The sequence below is a fragment of the Streptomyces sp. NPDC052496 genome (assembly GCF_040679095.1).
Taxonomy (GTDB): domain Bacteria; phylum Actinomycetota; class Actinomycetes; order Streptomycetales; family Streptomycetaceae; genus Streptomyces.
Map to the genome: position 1 here is coordinate 114,669 of NZ_JBFAUH010000023.1, position 17,517 is coordinate 132,185.

The window sequence follows — 17,517 nt, forward strand, 5'->3', positions numbered from 1 at the left end:
GCCGGCGTACGTGGGACGCCAGGAAGGCAGTGCGTCATGATCGCTTCGCTGCGGACCGTCACCGGGCCGCTGCCGGTGAGCGCGGTGCGGGGCCCCGTACTCGCACACGAGCACCTGGCCCTCGACCTGACGCGGGCCACCGACCGTGCGGCTTCGCTGGGAGCCGAGCACGCCACTGCGGTGGCCGGTGAACTGTCCGGTCTTCGGGAGAGGTTCGGGCTGTCGCTCGTCGTCGAGCTGACCTGCCGAGGCATGGGGCGGGATCTCTCGACGCTGGCCCGCATCTCCCGGGCGTCGGGGGTGGCGGTCGTCGCGGGTACCGGCTGGTACCACGAGGCGTTCCATCCGGCCGAGGTGACGGGCGCGAGCGTCGCGGAGCTGACGGACGTGCTGATCGAGGAGATCACCGGCGGACCGGACGGCGGTGGCGTCCTTCCCGGAGTCATCGGGGAAGTCGGCAGCCATGGCCGTGCGCCGAGCGGGCCGGAGGCCCGTACGCTCACCGCGGCCGCCCGTGCCGCCGTGGCGACGGGGCTGTCGCTGGCCACACATGCGCAGCTGGGGCGTGGCGGTCGCGCGCAGTTGGAGTTGCTGACCGCGGCCGGCCTGGCGCCGGACCGGATCAGCATCGGGCACCAGGATCTGCTCGACGATCCCACGGTCCATCGGGAGCTGGCGGCGGCGGGCGCTTACGTCGCGTTCGACACCGTCGGCAAGGAGCGTTACCAGAGCGATGCCACCCGGTTGCGGCTGCTGGTCGCGCTGCTGGAGGCCGGGCATGCCGACCGTGTGCTGCTCAGTTGTGACATCTCCCGGCACGGCTATCTGGTCGGTGAGGGCGGCCAGGGCTACGGGCACCTGTTCCGGTCGTTCCTGCCACGCGTGCGGGCAGCAGGAGCGGACGAGGAACTGATCGACCTGCTGACCCGCCGCAACCCGCTGCGTTTTCTCACCGGCGGGGACGGCGCAGCCGGGCCGGCGGCAGCGCGACAGTTGGCCGGGCAGCCGGACTCCGCACCGGTGTCGGACTCCGGGCCCGTGCCACGTTGCGGTCCGGTTCCCGGCACCGGAGGGCAGTCGGGGCAGGGGGCGCTGACATGAGTGTGCGGCTGCCCAGGACGTTCCCGTTGCCGACCGTGTCGGTGGAGGACGCGGTGGCGAACCAGTTCCGGCTGGTGGAGTGTGTTGCCCGGCATTTCGAGGGCCGGCAGCTCTTCGAGGCGGACGCCGGAGTGGTGCCGGGTTTGGGACGTCCGCGGACCACCTCGCGGGTCGAGGCCGTCCTCGCCGACTTCTTCGGGGCTCCCGCGGCTGCGCTGGTGCAGGGCGCCGGGACAGGTGCCATCCGGGCCGCGCTCGGCGCCGTACTCGGTGCGGGCGATCCGCTGCTCGTGCACCGCGCGCCGGTCTACCGCACCACGGGTGTCACCTTGCGCGGGCTGGGCGTGGAGACCGTCGAAGTCGACCTCGACGACCCCGCGGCGCTGGGCCGAGCGCTGGCCTCCGGCCGGTTCCGGTGGGCCTTCGTGCAGCACACCCGGCAACGGGCGGCGGACTCCCACGACCCGGGCGAGGTGCTCGCCGCCTGCCGCGCCGCCGGAGTGCGCACCATCGTGGACGACAATTACGCGGTCTTCCGTGTCCCGGCGTGCGGCGTCGAACTGGGCGCCGATGCTTCCTGCTTCTCGCTGTTCAAGCTGCACGGTCCGGAGGGGGTGGGAGCGGTCGTCGGGGCACGCGATCTGGTGGCGCGGGTGCATGACGACAATTACTCGGGCGGTGGCCAGGTACAGGGGCACCAGGCGCTGGACGCGCTGCGCGCGCTCAGCCACGTTCCGGTGATGTGGGCGGTGCAGTCCAGGACCGGTACGGAGGTCGCCGAACGGCTGGCGGCCGGGGAGCTGCCGGGCGTCGCCGAGGTACGGATCGCCAACGTCCAGGACCGTTGTGTGCTGCTGAGGCTGGATCGGCCGGTGGCCGGGGCGTTACCGGCCGCCGCGGCCCGGTACGGCGCCGCGCCGTACCCGGTCGGTGCCAACTCCCGGTACGAAATCGCTCCGCTCGTCTACCGGATGTCCAGCTCCACCCTGGAGGCCGCACCGGAGCTCGCCGACTGGACGGTACGGGTCAACCCCATGCGGGCCGGCGCGGACCTGGTCATCGACATCCTTCGCCGCGCGCTGCGCGATCTGGACGCCGTCCGCACCGGGCGCGACGTTCCCCGGCCCGGGGAAGGGGGCTGACCGTCATGTTCCTCGGCACCGTCCTGACACGTAATCCGCGACTGGTCGACTTCGCCGCCGAGCTGCACCGCACCGGTCAGGTGCAGCCGAACACGTACGTCATGGATCTGGACGCCGTCGAGGCCAATGCCGCGCTGCTGGCGAGGGAAGCGAGACGGTGGGGCCTCGGCCTCTGGCCCGTGGTCAAGCAAGTCGGCCGCAACCCTGAACTGATCCGGGCCGTGGCCCGGTACCTGCCCCGCTTCGCCGCGATCGACGCACCGGAAGCCCGCACCCTGCACTCGGCGGGGGTGCGGGTGGGCAACGTGGGTCACTTGGTGCAGGTTCCGCACCGTGCGCTTCCGGAGGTGCTGGCCCGGCGGCCTGGAGCCGTCACCGTCTTCGACGCGGCCAACGCCCGGGCCGTGTCGGACGCCGCGCGCCGACTGGGCCTTGTCCAGGCCGTCCTCGTACGGATCGAGGGTGCGCCCGGGTTGGTGTTCCCGGGCCAGGAGGGCGGTGTGCCACTCGGTGGCCTGGCGGAGTTCGCGGCCGAGGTGGAGCAGTTGCCCGGGGTCCGCCTCGCGGGGGTCACGGGGTTCCCCTGCGTCCAGTGTGTTCCCAATTCGGAGCAGCCGCGTCCCACTGCCACGTTCGCACTCGTCCGCGAGGCCCGTGCGGTGCTGGCCGCGCGCGGGCACACGGACCTGGTGCTCAGCGCGCCGGGCGTGACCTGTGCGGCCACGCTGCCGCTGCTCGCCGAGTTGGGTGCCACGCATGGTGAGCCCGGCCACGCTCTCACCGGCACCACTCCCCTCCATGCTGTGGACCGGGACCAGCCGGAACAGCCCGCCTACGTCTACGTCACCGAGGTCGCGCACGTCCTCGCCGACGGACGGCCCGCCCTGCACGGCGGCGGCTTCTACCCGAGGGCCAGGGTCGAATCGGCACTGATTCCCCGTACCGGGGCCCGGCTCGCCGTCCAGCGAGCCCCCGCCGAGAACATCGATTACTACCGCTTGCTGGCTCCCGGTGACGCCCGGCCCGGGGACACCGCCGTCCTCGCGTTCCGTACGCAGATCTTCGTCACCCGCAGCACCGTCGCCGTCGTCGCCGGCCTGGCGGCCGGCTCGCCGCGGCTGATCGGCTGCCATGACGCGCTCGGCCGCCCGCTTGCCGAGGTCGCGGAGAACACGGGCAGGAAAGGCGGGGGTGGACCATGAGCAGGATCGTCATCGTCGTCATCGACGGCTTCGGTATCGGTGCGATGCCCGACGCGGACGCGCATCGCCCCGGCGACGGCGCCGCGGACACACTCGGCCATCTCCTCGACCGGCACCGTGCGGCGACGGGCCACCCTCTTGCCCTGCCCACTCTGGAGGCACTCGGTCTCGGCCTCGTCCACCCTCACCCGGACCTCGCACGGGCCCCGACGCTCCCGGTGGCTGCGGGCCGCGCGGCGCTCGGGTATCCGGGCGCCGACACGTACGCCGGGCACCAGACCATGATGGGGGCCGACTTCAGCCGGGTGACGGTGGCCCGGTTCGCCGGGCATCTCGACGGGGTCGCCGCGGCCCTACGGGAAAGCGGGCACGGCACGGACCTTCTTGGCGGGCGGCCGGTGCTGGTGGCGGACGGGTGCATCCTCGTCCACGACAACCTGGAGGCGGATCCGGGCGTCAACTGGAACGTTTCCGGCCGCTTGGAGGACGTCTCGTTCACGGATGTGCTCCGCGTTGCCCGGGTGGTGCGCTCGGTGGCGCCGGTCGCCCGGGTGATCGCCGTGGCCGGCCGTACTGACGCTCCGCTGCACACCTTCGTCCGGGAAGGCGCCCTCGGCACGGTCGGTCTGGACACGCCGGCGAGCGGTTTCTACCGGAACGGCGGGCTGGCCGTGCGCCACCTCGGCGCATCGCTGGACCGGGCCCGCCGACTGCCGGAGCTGGCGGTGGATGCGGCCGTGCCCGTGACCCTCGTGGGCAAGGCCGCGGATGTGCTGGCCTGCGACGCGGCAGTGTGCCTGCCCAGCGTCGACACCACTGAGGTCTTCGCGCTCACCCGCGACGCCCTCCGCCGGGCCCCGGCCACGGCGCTGATCGTCAGCAATGTCCAGGAGACCGACCTGGCGGGGCACCAGCAGGACGCCGCACGGTACGCCTCCGTGCTCCGGCGGACGGATACGGGTCTGAGCACGCTGCTGCCGCTGCTCTCCTCCCCCGGCGACCGTCTGATCGTCACCGGCGACCACGGCAACGATCCGGTGATCGGCCACGCCTGTCATACGCGGGAGTACGTTCCCGTGCTGATCCACCGCCCCGAGGCCGCCCGCCCAAGCACCGCCGGCTCCAGGGCCACTCACCCCGACCACCTGCCGCCGGCCCACACCTTGGCGGACGTAGGGGCCACAGCAGCCGTCGCGCTCGGGCTGAGGGCAGGTGCGCTCGGCAGCGGCACCCCCCTGCTGCGGCCGGCGGCCGGATCGGCAGGTGCACCGCGATGATCACAGGGAAGAGCCCCCGACCGGGGCTCCGGCCAGGGGCTCGCTCACATGCCTACGCGCCGTACACGCCCCCGCGAGCGGCGCGTGCCGCCCAGAGGGCCGGACGGACGTCAGCCCATGAACTTCTTGAACTCGTCGGGGAGTTCAAAGTTCTTCGCTTCGTCACCCTGCGGCAGGCCCAGCGGGTTGCCGGACTGTGCGGCCTCGCGGCGGGCGGCAGCGGCCTCCTCCTCGGCCTTCCGCTTCATGGGGTTGCCGCTCTTGCGCTTGCCCTTGGCCTGCTTCTGCTGCTTCTTCTTCTTGGCGCCGCCACCCATGCCCGGCATTCCCGGCATGCCGGGCATCCCCGGCATGCCGCCGCCCTGGGCCATCTTCGACATCATCTTGCGGGCGTCGAAGAACCGCTCGACGAGGTTCTTGACCGCGCTGACGTCGACACCGGAGCCCTTGGCGATACGGGCACGGCGCGAGCCGTTGATGATGGTCGGGTCCTGGCGCTCGGCGGGCGTCATCGACTTGATGATCGCGGCCGTGCGGTCGACCTCACGCTCGTCGAGATTGTTGATCTGCTCCTTCATCTGCCCCATGCCGGGCAGCATCCCGAGAAGCTTGGAGATGGAGCCCATCTTGCGGACCTGCTCCATCTGGGCCAGGAAGTCGTCGAGCGTGAAGTCCTTGCCCTTGCTGCTCGCCAGCTTGGAGGCCATCTTCTCGGCCTCTTGCTGGCTGAAGGTCTGCTCGGCCTTCTCGATCAGCGTGAGCATGTCGCCCATGCCCAGGATGCGGGACGCCATGCGGTCCGGGTGGAACGCGTCGAAGTCGTCCAGCTTCTCGCCGTTGGAGGCGAACATGATCTGCTTGCCGGTGACGTGCGCGATGGACAGCGCGGCACCACCACGGGCGTCGCCGTCCAGCTTGGAGAGCACCACGCCGTCGAAGCCGACGCCGTCGCGGAACGCCTCGGCGGTGTTGACCGCGTCCTGGCCGATCATCGCGTCGACGACGAAGAGGACCTCGTCCGGCTTGACCGCGTCGCGGATGTCCGCGGCCTGCTGCATCAGTTCCTGGTCGATGCCGAGGCGGCCGGCGGTGTCGACGATGACCACGTCGTGCTGCTTGGAGCGAGCGAACTCGATCGAGTCCTGAGCGACCTTGACCGGGTCGCCGACGCCGTTGCCCGGCTCGGGCGCGTAGATGGCGACCTCGGCGCGCTCGGCGACGACCGAGAGCTGGTTGACGGCATTGGGGCGCTGCAGGTCACAGGCGACCAGCAGCGGCGCGTGGCCCTGCTGCTTGAGCCAGTGGCCGAGCTTTCCGGCGAGGGTCGTCTTACCGGCACCCTGCAGACCGGCCAGCATAATGACGGTCGGCGGGTTCTTGGCGAAGCGCAGCCGACGGGTCTCGCCGCCGAGGATGCCGATGAGCTCCTCGTTGACGATCTTGATGACCTGCTGGGCGGGGTTCAGCGCCTGGGAGACCTCGACACCGGTCGCCCGCTCCTTGACCTGCTTGATGAAGGCCCGGACGACGGGCAGCGCGACGTCGGCCTCGAGCAGGGCGATCCGGATCTCGCGCGCCGTGGCGTCGATGTCCGCCTCGCTCAAGCGGCCTTTGCCCCGGAGGTTTTTGAAAGTACTCGCCAAGCGGTCGGAAAGCGTATCGAACACGGCGGTCGTCGATCCTCGGGGTCGGGGGCAGGGTCAAGTCGGCTTCTAGGGTATCCGCACGGGCGAGCAACGTGCCCCTGCCCGCCTGGGAGGACCCACAAGAAGGGGCTCCGTACGGTCGCGGGCACGGTGCGCAACGGACGCGGACGCCCGCTGCGCATCCCTCCCCCACCGTCTCACGGTGGGACGGCGCCCGGGGAGCCCGTACCCGGGTCCGTGCTGCGGATGGGGACTGTGCGGGATGGCATGCGGTTCTGCGGCAGGGGGAGGGGGTGGGGGTGGGGGTGGGGCGGGGGGAGGTGCTGCGAGAGGTGCTGGTTCTGGGAGGCGCGCTGGGCCGGGGACAGGTCACGGACTGGAGTGATCTTGATCCGGGCGATCTCGGTCCGGGTGATCTTGGTCAGGGTGATCTTGCCTCGGTTCGTTAAACGGTTGATTCCGAACAGCGTGATCTTGGGCAGGGTGGTTTCAGCTGGAGTGGCGGTGTCCGCCTCACGGGTCTCTCCGGCCTCGAAGCCCGGCCCGGCGCTGGACGCAGCACCGGTCCGTCGGCCCGCTCGGGCCCGGGTGCGGTCGCGGGCTTCGGCTGCACCGGATTCGGGTTGGGCGTCGGATTCCGGTTGGACTTCGGACTCGGGTTGGGCGTCGGATTCGGGTTGGACTTCGGATTCGGCCTCGGCCTCGGATTCGATCTCGGCTTCGTCTTCGGGTTGGGCGTGGCTATTTGAGAGCGTTTTCCACTGTCCGGGCGACCTCGGCGGCCACCGCGTCCGGCAAGGGTTCTCCCTTCTCGTCCGTGACGTAGAACGCATCCACCGCGTTCGCGCCCAGCGTGCTCACGTGGGCGCTGCGTACGGTGACCCGCGCGGACTCCAGTGCGCGGCCGATCCGGTGCAGCAGGCCCTGGGCATCCTGGGCCCGTACCTCGATCACGGTCGCCAGCTGCGACGTCCCGGAGGCGACCGTCACCCGCGGCGGCGGGGCCTGCGCCCCGCGCGAGCGGCGCGCGTACGCCTGCTCACGTTCCGCGAGCCGAGCCGGCACGTCCAGCGAACCGTCCAGGGCCCGCACGAGGTCCGCCCGCAGTCGTACGGTCTGTGGGAGGGAGCCGTACTCGGCAGCCACCCGCCAGCTCAGCAGCAGGACCGGACCCTCGCCGACGGGGTCGAGACTGCGCAGGTCGGCGGCGCGGACGGTCAGGCGATGCATGGCCAGGACGCCGGCCGCGGCAGGCAGCACGCCGGGCTGTTCCGGTACGGCCATCAGCAACTCGACGCCCACCGGTTCCGGCTCGGCGCCCGCGCCCGAGCCCGTACTCGCATCCGCGTCCGCGCCCGCGTCCATACGCGTATCCGCATGCGGACTCGTGCCGGTGGGGCCTGCGGCGGGTACCGACTGGTCGTGGTCCTCTGTCCGGGTGTGCAGGGCGAGCACCGGTCCGCCGGTACGCCACGCCTCGACGGCCAGGCGTTCCTGCTCGGCGGTCGGCTCGTCCGCCGGGCGCCCTTCCGGTGCGGCCTCCCCCGCCAGCCGCGCCGTGACGCGTTTCACCAGGTCGGCGACGAGCGCGCCGCGCCAGGTGCTCCAGGCCGCGGGGCCGGTCGCCAGCGCGTCGGCCTCGGTGAGGGCGTGCAGCAGTTCCAGCGTCCCGATGTCGCCCACGGTGTCCGCGACCGCGTCGACCGTCGCCGGATCACCGAGGTCCCGGCGGGTGGCCGTGTCGATGAGCAGCAGATGGTGCCGTACGAGGGTGGCGATCACCGCCACGTCCCGGGCGTCGAAACCGATCCGGGCCGCCATGTCCCGGGCGATGGTCTCGCCGGAGACGGAGTGGTCGCCGGGCCAGCCCTTGCCGATGTCGTGCAGCAGGGCCGCGACCAGCAGCAGGTCGGGGCGGTGCACGCGCCGGGTGAGCGCCGAGGCGCGGACGGCCGTCTCGATCAGGTGCCGGTCGACGGTCCAGCGGTGCACGGCGTTGCGCTGCGGGCGGCAGCGCACCCGCTCCCAGTCGGGCAGCAGCCAGGTGGTGATCCCTTCCGCCTCCAGCGCCTCCCATACGGGTACGGTCTGCGCGCCCGCGCCCAGCAGCGTGACCAGTTGTTCCCGCGCCTCGGCCGGCCACGGGGTGGGCAGGGGCCGAGTGGCGGCAGTCGCGCGCAGTCGGCGTACGGCGTGCGGGGACAGCGGCAGTCCGGCCTGGGCGGCGGCAGCAGCGGCGCGCAGCGGAAGTACCGGGTCGCGGTCCGGTCGCGCCGTCCGGGCCAGTACGGCTTCACCGTCCAGTTCGACCACGCCCTCGGCGAGCGGCGAGCGTTCGCCCCGCCCCGGTCCGCCGCCGGCCGTACGGCCTCTCAGCAGGCCCCGCAGTACGGGGCGTACGGACCGCGACCGCAGTACGCGTCCGACCTCGCGCCAGGTGACGTCACTGGCGTAGGAGATGGTGCGCGCGGATTCGTAGACCTGCCGCAGCAGTACGTCCGCATCCAGCACGCCGAGTGCCTCGGCCACCTGGTCCTGCTCCTGGAGGGAGAGCCGGTCGGTGGTGCGGCCGGTGGCCAGGTGGAGTGCGTCGCGTACGTCCAGCAGGCGGATACGGGCTGCCTCAAGACCCTCGCGTGGTGCGTCGGCCAGCCAGGAGGCGGCGACCGCCCGCAGTGCGGTGGCGTCCCGCAGTCCACCCCTGGCCTCCTTGAGGTCAGGTTCCAGCAGGTACTGCAACTCGCCTTGGCGCGCGGCGCGTTCGCGGCAGAGCTCGTGCAGCTCGGGCAGGCGTTTGGGGGCCTGTTCGCGCCAGTCGGCGAGCGCGGTGCCGCGCAGGGCGCGCGTCAGTTCCGGGTCACCGGCCAGGTGGCGGGCGTCCAGGAGACCGAGCTGCACCTTGAGGTCCCCGCGTGCGGCTTTGCGCGCCTCGGCGGGCGTCCGCACCGAGTGGTCCAGGGCGAGGCCCAGATCCCAGACCGGGTACCAGAGCTGGTCGGCGAATGCGGCGACCGTGCGGGCGCCGGCCTTGCCGTCGTGCAGCAGGAGCAGGTCCAGGTCACTGCGGGGGGAGAGCTCGCCGCGGCCGTAACCGCCGACGGCGACAAGCGCGATGCCGAAACCGGGGCCAGAGCCAGAACCGGGACCGGAGCCAGAACCGGGACCGGGACCAGCCCCGGAGCCGGAGCCGGAGCCGGCCCCGAAGCCGGTCGCGCGCTCGAACAGGTCGGCCAGCCAGGCGTCGGTGAGGCGGGCGAGGGCGGCCCGGCGCTCAGAGCCGTCCTGAGCCGTGTCGTTAAGAAGCTGCAGCCGGTCCGCGGCGTAGCGGGCTTCGGCCGCGGAGGCTGGAGGCGGTTCCTCCGAGGTGTCGGGGATCTTGAGGGGGTCGGAGGCCCCGGGGGCGTTGGAGGCGTTGGAGGCGCTGGAGGTGTTGGGCGTGCTGGGGGACTTGGAGGGCTGAGGGCTCTCGGAAGTACCGGGTGCCCCGGCTGTGTTCGCTCCGGCCGCCTCCTGGTCGCCGTTCTTCGCCGTCTTCCGCACGCTCTCGGTCAACTCAGGTGCTCCTTGGTCATGTCGGCCCCCGGCTACCGGCCCTTGCGGGGCCCCGCCCGTACACTCCGGCGGCTGTGGCGGGGCCGGCTGTGTCGCGTGCGGAGGCGGTGGCTCCGCACCGTCGCAACCGCATCGGCATCTGCATCGGCATCCCCGTCGTCAGCCGCACCCACAGCCGTAGCGGTACGGGCGGGAGCCGCCGGGCCGGGCGGCGCCGCGCCTTCGGCCCGGCCGACTCCGGATCCGGACCGTCGAGCAGTCGAGCACCGCCGCATCCCGTCCCCATCCCCGCCCCCGCTCCCGCCCCGCGCCTACAACGCGTCCGGTCCCCGCTCGCCGGTGCGGACGCGGACCGCCTCCTCGACCGGGAGGCTCCAGACCTTGCCGTCGCCGATCTTGCCGGTGCGGGCTGCCTTCACCACGATGTCGATCAGTTCCGCGGCGTCCGCGTCGTCGACGAGCACCTCGATGCGGACCTTCGGCACCAGGTCGACGGTGTACTCGGCGCCCCGGTACACCTCCGTGTGCCCGCGCTGCCTGCCGTATCCGCTGGCCTCGGTGACGGTCAGGCCATGTACGCCGAACGACTGCAGGGCCTCCTTCACCTCGTCGAGCCGGTACGGCTTGATCACTGCCGTGATGAGCTTCACGCGTCCACCTTCTTCTCACTGCCGGAAGCCGGGGCCGCGCCCTGGCCCTTCCCCTGACCCTTCGCTCGGCCCTTCTCCTCGCCCTTCCCCCGGCCCTCCTCCGGGGACGAGCCGTCGCCGCGAGCCGGGACGGCGGCCGAGGCCGCCCCCACGCCGGCGCCCGTCCGTGCCACCACGCCGCCGCCCGTGCCGCCGAAGTCGTACGCCGTCTCCGCGTGCGCGGCCTGGTCGACGCCCGCGACCTCCTCGTCCTCGGAGACCCGGAAGCCCATCAGCACGTCGATGACCTTGGCGAGGAGGAAGGAGACGACCAGGGAGTACAGGAGTACGCAGACGACACCGACGGCCTGCTTGCCGAGCTGTTCCAGACCGCCGCCGTAGAGGAGGCCCTTGGCGTCGCTCTGGACGCCGCCGGTGGCGAACAGGCCGACCAGCAGGGATCCGGCGATGCCGCCGACGAGGTGGACACCGACCACGTCGAGGGAGTCGTCGTACCCGAACCGGTACTTCAGCCCGACCGCCATGGCACACAGCACACCGGCGATGACGCCCACCGCGATCGCGCCCAGCGGGCTGACCGCGCCGCACGCCGGGGTGATCGCGACCAGCCCGGCCACCGCGCCGGAGGCCGCGCCCAGCGTGGTGAAGGAGCCGTGCCGGATCTTCTCGTACGCGAGCCAGCCGAGCATCGCGGCGGCCGTCGCGACCTGGGTGTTGACGAAGGCGACGGCGCCCACCCCGTCGTCGTTGTTGAGCCAGGAGCCCGCATTGAAACCGAACCAGCCGAACCACAGCAGACCGGCGCCGAGCATCACCAGCGGCAGGCTGTGCGGCCGCATCGGGTCCTTCTTGAAGCCGATGCGCTTGCCGACGACGAAGATCACGCCGAGGGCCGCGGCGCCCGCGTTGATGTGTACGGCCGTACCGCCGGCGAAGTCGATGACCCCCAGGTCGAAGAGCCAGCCGCCCTCGGCCCACACCCAGTGCGCGACGGGGAAGTAGACGACGGTGGCCCACAGGGCGATGAACAGGGCCCACGCGGTGAACTTCACCCGGTCCGCGAGAGCACCGCTGATCAGCGCGGGGGTGATCACCGCGAACATGAGCTGGAAGACGGCGAAGACGTAGACCGGGATGGAGGTGGTGCCCCACAGCTCGGTCAGACCGATGCCGCTGAGTCCGGCGAAGTCACCGGGCCGGCCGAGGAAGCCGCCGCTGTCCTGGCCGAAGGCGATGCCGAAGCCGTACAGGACCCACAGGACGGTGACGATCCCCAGACTGATGAAGCTCATCATCAGCATGTTCAGCACGCTCTTGACCCGGACCATGCCGCCGTAGAAGAAGGCGAGGGCGGGGGTCATGAGCATCACCAGAGCGGTGCAGATCAGCATGAAGCCGGTATTGGCCGGGCTCAACGTGGCCTCGTCTGCCGCGAGCGTCATGATGCCTGGGGGCATCGGCGTCTCCTGTCGTCGATGCGGCCCGTGCGGGCGTGGTTCCGGGTGGGCCGACTTTCGCCACGAGGTTGTCGCAGTACCGTTTCGGCCATGACCCGTCGGTGTTTCCCCGCGGTGACGAAGCCCTCGCCAGTGTTACGCCCCTATGAACTCCGAGATCAGCCCGCCACGCCCGACATACCCCGCAACCCACCGAAACGACCACGCCCTCCCCCCCCGCCCACGCACAGCCGACCGCGGCTGTCACCCGTGTGACCTGGCGTGGGGGAGCCGAGTCGAGCTGTACGGGGTGACGGGCCGCGGCCGGGGCTTGTGGACGTGCCGTCGGGCAGTGCCGTCGGGGCCGGGAGCGCTGTTCAGGAAGGAGCACCGCCAGAAAGCAGCGCTGTCGGGACGTACGGTCAGACGGCCTCCGCGCCGGTCTCCGGCAGTTGCTGGGCCAGTTCATCGCTGAGCTGGATGACGTCGGCGACCCCGTCGAAGGTGCGTGCCGCGGTGTCCACGGTTTTGCGCAGTCGGGTGTTGACCCGCTCCGAGCGGACCTTCTTCGCCAGTGGTATGGCCTGGTGCGCCAGTACGGCGCACTGCTCCGGTTCCTTCTGGAGCAGGTGCACCGTCGCCATGCCGATCAGGTTGAGCGCGTACGAACGCTGGTGCTCCGCGTCCTTCGAGAAGAGTTCGACCGCCCGCTGCATCACCGGGTTGGCCAGGGAGGCGTACGTCGGGCTGCGCCCGGCCACGTAGGCGAGGTCGCGGTAGGAGTGGGCGTTCTCCGCGTTCAGCTCGGCCTCCGAGAAGAAGCGGATCCAGTCCGGCTCGGGATCGCCGGCCGACACGTCGCTGAAGGTGTCCTCGGCCATCCGCACGGCGCGTTTGACCTTGCCCGGCTGGCCCATGCTCGCGTACGCCCGCGCCTCCATCGCATACAACATCGCCTGCGTACGGGGCGTAGCCGATTCGCGGCTGCCGTACTGGGCGAGGTGGATGAGCTCCAGTGCGTCGTCGGGACGGTCCAGGTGGATCATCTGGCGGCTCATGCTGGAGAGGATGTACGAGCCCAGCGGGCGGTCGCCGGCCTCCTTGGAGGCGTGCAGGGCGAGCACGAAGTACTTCTGCGCGGTGGGCTGCAGGCCGATGTCGTAGCTCATCCATCCGGCCAGCTCGGCGAGTTCGGCGGCGACCTTGAACAGCCGTTTGGCGACCTCTTCGCTCTGTGGTTCCTGCAGCAGGTCGGTGACCTCGTGGAGTTGGCCGACCACCGCCTTGCGCCGCAGTCCGCCACCGCACTGGGCGTCCCACTGGCGGAACATCACGGTCGTCGACTCCAGCAGGTCCAGTTCCGGCGCGGACAACCGGTTGGAGCGCCGCGCACGTTCCTGGGACGCCTGTTGGGCGGCGGTCACCTGACCCGGCGAGACCGGTACCAGCCAGCGCTGCATCGGCTCGATGAGGGCGGGCCCGGCGGCCAGGGCCAGGGAGGTGCCCAGGAAGCCACGGCGTGCCAGCATCAGGTCGCTGCGGGAGAACTCACTGATCAGTGAGACGGTCTGCGGGCCGGCCCAGGGCAGGTCGACGCCGGACACGGACGGGGACTGGTGCGCGGAACGCAGGCCGAGGTCCTCGATGCCGACCACACACCCGAAGCGCTCCGAGAACAGCTCGGAGAGGATGCGCGGGATGGGCTCGCGCGGCTGCTCGCCGTCGAGCCAGCGCCGTACGCGCGAGGTGTCGGTGCTGATGTGGTGCGCGCCCATCTGGCGTGCGCGCCGGTTGACCTGTCGTGCCAGCTCGCCTTTCGACCAGCCGCTGCGCATGAACCATGAGCCCAACGGTTCGTTGGGGCGCTTGTCAGCGCCGGTGCCGCCACTGCCGCCCACTGGAACGCCCCCATTCCGATTGCTGCCTTGCTTCACTGCGCCGCGCCGTCGCTGCGCATTGCCGCTCTTCGCCGCTTCCCAGTTTCTTTTCCATACGTCCGCTACATACGGTCCGGACCGCCCCGGTGCCTCACTGCGCCGGCACGGTGTCACTGCCGCGGCCGGCCGGTCCGATGCGGTGCGGTACATGAGGTGCCGCTCCGCCGGTGACCGGCCGCGCTGTGGCCGCTGCGGCCTGCTGCTGCCGCGGCACCCACGTCGCCATGCTGTTGTTCTTCCAGTTCTGCGGTACTGCTGTATCGCAGAACTGCTGTAGTGGGGTACCGCTGTGCTGCGGTACCTGATTGGTGCGGTGGTGCGGTTCCGCTGTGCTTCCGTACCTGGGTGGTGCGGTGGTGCGGTACCGCGGTGGTGCGGTACTGCTTCATCTGCCGGTCCTGGAGGGCCGCTCGCCCTACGGGGCCGCTCGCCGTACGGAACTCGCGGTCCCGTGGGGTGCGCCAGTACGTTTCTGTCCGCCGGTGCTTCGGTTCCGGTACGTCGCGTTCCGCTGCTTCCTGCACTTCTGGTGCCGCGTGTGCTGCCCGTCGCGCTCCCGGCCGTGCCCGTCCGGTCGCGCCTGCGTGTTCCGTGCCGCTCGTCCTGCTGCTTCCGCTTCTCTTCGCGTCCACCGTTCCCGGCTTCCGCTGTTTCCCGGCTTCCGCCGTTCCCGGCCTCTGCTGTTCCCGGCGTCCACTGTTCCGGACTTCTGCCGTCTTCCGCTTCCGCCGTTCTCGTCGCCGTTTCGCGTCGGCGCCGCGCCGGCACGCAATGCGCGCACCGGGCTGCCGCCCCGCTTCGCACGGCCGACCTGCCGTCGTGCGTCGCGGCCGTGTCCCGCGAACCTCCCACAGGATGCCGTCTGTTGCGACGACCGGTACGGGGTGGACCTACCCGACCACGGAATCCAGCCAACACGATTCGGGAGGGTTCACCCGCCGGTGCGTTGCCTCCGGCATACCCGCGCCCACGGAACTTCGCCCCAGGTCGCGCACTGAAAGTAATCCTACGATCACGCCCGCGGCGAGGGCGATCCGCTAAACGCCACCATTCGCCACCCCTTTGAATGAACTCCCCGACCGGTCCTCGCGATTGACTTGACACAGGTCGAGAGGAGACGGACGGAAAGGAGTGCGCGAAGGCGCGCGCCACGCGCCGCACCACCCCCCGCACCACGACGCGCCACGGACACCGACCTCTCCTGACGGAGCGTCACAAGCGCGTTCCGGCACGTAACCACTCGCACACACCACCCGTTGGAGGAGGCATGGGCTTCACGATCGGCGGCATGCGCGACATCCGGTCCGGTTCACGGCGTCGCGCCCGCTCGACCGAGATCACGGCGGTGGCGGAGTACACGGGGCTGTGGGGCTGGGACGTGGTGCCCGGCGCCCGCGCGGTCCGCGGCGGGAACGGGCGTACGGTCTGCTCGTGCGGTGCGGACGACTGCGCCTCCCCCGGCGCCCACCCGCTGGCCTTCGCGGACGGGCTGGCGGCCGGCGCGACGCTGGAGGACGCCGCCGACGCGTGGGCCAGGACACCCGGCGCGGCCGTCCTGCTCCCGGTGGGCCGCACCTTCGACGTTCTCGAAGTGCCGGAGGTCGCGGGGCGCAGCGCGCTCGTACGGCTGGAACGGATGGGCCTGCCGCTCGGCCCGGTGGCCGCCACGCCGACGGGCCGCGCCCTGTTCTTCGTGGCGCCCGGCGCCGCCGCCGGGCTGCCCGGCCTGCTCTACCGGATGGGCTGGGACGACGCCGCCCTCGACCTGCGCCCCCGCGGCCCCGGCGACCACATCACGGCCCCGCCGTCCGACCTCGGCGGGTTCGGCCCGGTGCGGTGGCTGCGGCCGCCCACCCTGGACACGGCCGGGCGGCCTCCGCAGGCCCGGCTGCTGCTGGGCACACTCGCCTACGTATGCCATCGGTCGGCCGCGTAGCCGGAACGCGTGACGGGGGCGCGTATACGGAACGCTCAACCGGGGTTCGTATCCGGAACGCGTAACCGGGGCGTGAGACCGGAGCCGCGTATCCGGGACGCGAGACCGGTGCCGCGTAACCAGGCACCCGTAACGGCCACGAGCCCCATACACGCCCCGGGGCTCCCCCGCCCCCACCCGCCCGCCCCCCACCCACCAAAAAGCCCCGCAGCGACCCATCCGCTGCGGGGCTTTTCGAACCGCCCGTACCGGTGCGCCCGTACCGGTGCACCCCCGTCGGCACATCCGTGCCAGCGCGCCCATGCCGGTGCGGCCGTGCCCATAAGGCCATCTGCGTGTCCTAGTCCCCGATCAGGGCGTCCACGAATGCCTCCGGCTCGAACGGCGCCAGGTCGTCCGCGCCCTCGCCGAGGCCGACGAGCTTGACCGGGACGCCCAGCTCGCGCTGGACCGCGACGATGATGCCGCCCTTGGCCGTGCCGTCCAGCTTGGTCAGCACGACGCCGGTGATGTCCACGACCTCCGCGAAGACGCGGGCCTGCACCAGGCCGTTCTGGCCGGTGGTGGCGTCCAGGACGAGGAGGACCTCGCCGACCGGGCCGTGCTTCTCCACGACGCGCTTGACCTTGCCCAGCTCATCCATCAGGCCGGTCTTGGTGTGCAGCCGGCCGGCGGTGTCGATGAGGACCACGTCGGCGCTCTCGGCGATACCTTCCTTCACCGCGTCGAAGGCGATCGAGGCCGGGTCACCGCCCTCCGGGCCGCGGACCGTACGGGCTCCGACCCGCTCGCCCCAGGTCTGGAGCTGGTCGGCGGCGGCGGCGCGGAAGGTGTCGGCGGCGCCGAGGACGACCGACTTGCCGTCGGCGACCAGGACGCGGGCCAGCTTGCCGGTGGTGGTGGTCTTGCCGGTGCCGTTGACGCCGACGACCATGACGACGCCGGGGATCTCCTGGCCGTCTTTGCCCAGGGCGTTGTCGGTGGCGACCGCGCGGTCCTGATCCGTACCGATCAGCTTGAGCAGTTCCTCGCGCAGCAGGCCGCGCAGTTCCTCGGGGGTACGGGTGCCGAGCACCTTCACGCGCTCGCGCAGCCGCTCCACCAGCTCCTGCGTGGGCGCGACGCCCACGTCGGCGGTGAGCAGCGTGTCCTCGATCTCCTCCCAGGTGTCCTCGTCGAGGTGCTCGCGGGAGAGCAGGGTGAGCAGGCCCTTGCCGAGCGAGTTCTGGGAGCGGGAGAGGCGGGCGCGCAGCCGGACGAGCCGGCCGGCGGTCGGCTCGGGGACCTCGACCTCGGGGGCGGCGGGGACGGGCGGCGCCTCGGCCACCGGCTCCTCGACGGGGGCCTCGGCCGGTGGTGCCTCGGCCGGCGGCAGGTCGACTTCTTCTATGGTGCGACGGGTTTCGTCGCGGGGGGTCTCGGCGTCCTCACCGACCTGCGGCTCCGCAGGGGGCGCGGTGACGGACGGGGTGGTCGGCGGGGCCGGCGGCAGCTGCTGCTTCTTCCTGCGGCTGCTGACGACGAGCCCGCTGATCGCGCCGAGCGCGACCACAGCGATGACTACAGCAAGGATGACGAATTCCATAACCCACCCAGTATCGGTCACACCCCGCCGTGCGGGCCCGCACACGCCGAACC

General features: G+C 71.7%; 11 protein-coding genes. 5 read left to right on the plus strand and 6 right to left on the minus strand.

Translation table 11 applies throughout. From position 1 onward, the window contains the following. Positions 1–36 precede the first annotated feature (36 nt). From AB0L45_RS28170 to AB0L45_RS28185, 4 genes are read left to right on the plus strand one after another with little or no spacing between them, the layout of a single operon-like run. Positions 37–1,101, plus strand: a complete 1,065-nt coding sequence (locus AB0L45_RS28170; protein ID WP_365844719.1) for a phosphotriesterase — start codon at positions 37–39, stop codon at positions 1,099–1,101. After that, positions 1,098–2,243 carry an aminotransferase class V-fold PLP-dependent enzyme gene (locus AB0L45_RS28175; RefSeq protein WP_365844721.1) on the plus strand — a complete coding sequence of 382 codons (1,146 nt, stop codon included), beginning with the start codon at positions 1,098–1,100 and terminating at the stop codon, positions 2,241–2,243. Before AB0L45_RS28170 ends, AB0L45_RS28175 begins: the two co-directional genes overlap by 4 nt. Before the next feature lie 5 nt (positions 2,244–2,248). Further along, positions 2,249–3,445 (plus strand): alanine racemase, encoded by a 1,197-nt coding sequence (locus AB0L45_RS28180; protein ID WP_365844723.1) that lies wholly within the window; start codon positions 2,249–2,251, stop codon positions 3,443–3,445. Beyond that, positions 3,442–4,722, plus strand: coding sequence for a phosphopentomutase (locus AB0L45_RS28185; protein WP_365844725.1), 1,281 nt, complete (start codon positions 3,442–3,444; stop codon positions 4,720–4,722). The genes AB0L45_RS28180 and AB0L45_RS28185 overlap by 4 nt, the downstream gene beginning before the upstream one ends. Before the next feature lie 110 nt (positions 4,723–4,832). Here AB0L45_RS28185 and ffh read toward each other — a convergent pair whose 3' ends face one another. From ffh to AB0L45_RS28210, 5 genes are all read right to left on the minus strand, one after another. Continuing rightward, positions 4,833–6,389, minus strand: a complete 1,557-nt coding sequence (gene ffh, locus AB0L45_RS28190; protein ID WP_365844727.1) for a signal recognition particle protein — start codon at positions 6,387–6,389, stop codon at positions 4,833–4,835. 720 nt (positions 6,390–7,109) lie between these two features. Continuing rightward, positions 7,110–9,743, minus strand: coding sequence for a [protein-PII] uridylyltransferase (locus AB0L45_RS28195; protein ID WP_365844834.1), 2,634 nt, complete (start codon positions 9,741–9,743; stop codon positions 7,110–7,112). A 488-nt stretch (positions 9,744–10,231) separates the two neighbouring features. Continuing rightward, positions 10,232–10,570: a P-II family nitrogen regulator gene (locus AB0L45_RS28200; RefSeq protein ID WP_365844729.1), complete on the minus strand. Its 339-nt coding sequence runs from the start codon at positions 10,568–10,570 to the stop codon at positions 10,232–10,234. Next, the gene (locus tag AB0L45_RS28205) at positions 10,567–12,027 is read right to left on the minus strand and encodes an ammonium transporter (protein WP_365844731.1); all 1,461 of its coding nucleotides are present in this window, start codon (positions 12,025–12,027) and stop codon (positions 10,567–10,569) included. Before AB0L45_RS28205 ends, AB0L45_RS28200 begins: the two co-directional genes overlap by 4 nt. Before the next feature lie 401 nt (positions 12,028–12,428). Next, positions 12,429–13,904: a hypothetical protein gene (locus AB0L45_RS28210; protein ID WP_365844733.1), complete on the minus strand. Its 1,476-nt coding sequence runs from the start codon at positions 13,902–13,904 to the stop codon at positions 12,429–12,431. A 1,306-nt stretch (positions 13,905–15,210) separates the two neighbouring features. Between AB0L45_RS28210 and AB0L45_RS28215 the strand changes: the two genes are divergently transcribed. Beyond that, positions 15,211–15,879: a bifunctional DNA primase/polymerase gene (locus AB0L45_RS28215; RefSeq protein ID WP_365844735.1), complete on the plus strand. Its 669-nt coding sequence runs from the start codon at positions 15,211–15,213 to the stop codon at positions 15,877–15,879. A 340-nt stretch (positions 15,880–16,219) separates the two neighbouring features. On the opposite strand, the gene ftsY is transcribed toward AB0L45_RS28215, so the two are convergent. Further along, on the minus strand, positions 16,220–17,464 hold the full coding sequence (gene ftsY / locus AB0L45_RS28220; protein ID WP_365844737.1) for a signal recognition particle-docking protein FtsY: 1,245 nt from the start codon (positions 17,462–17,464) through the stop codon (positions 16,220–16,222). Positions 17,465–17,517: the final 53 nt, after the last annotated feature.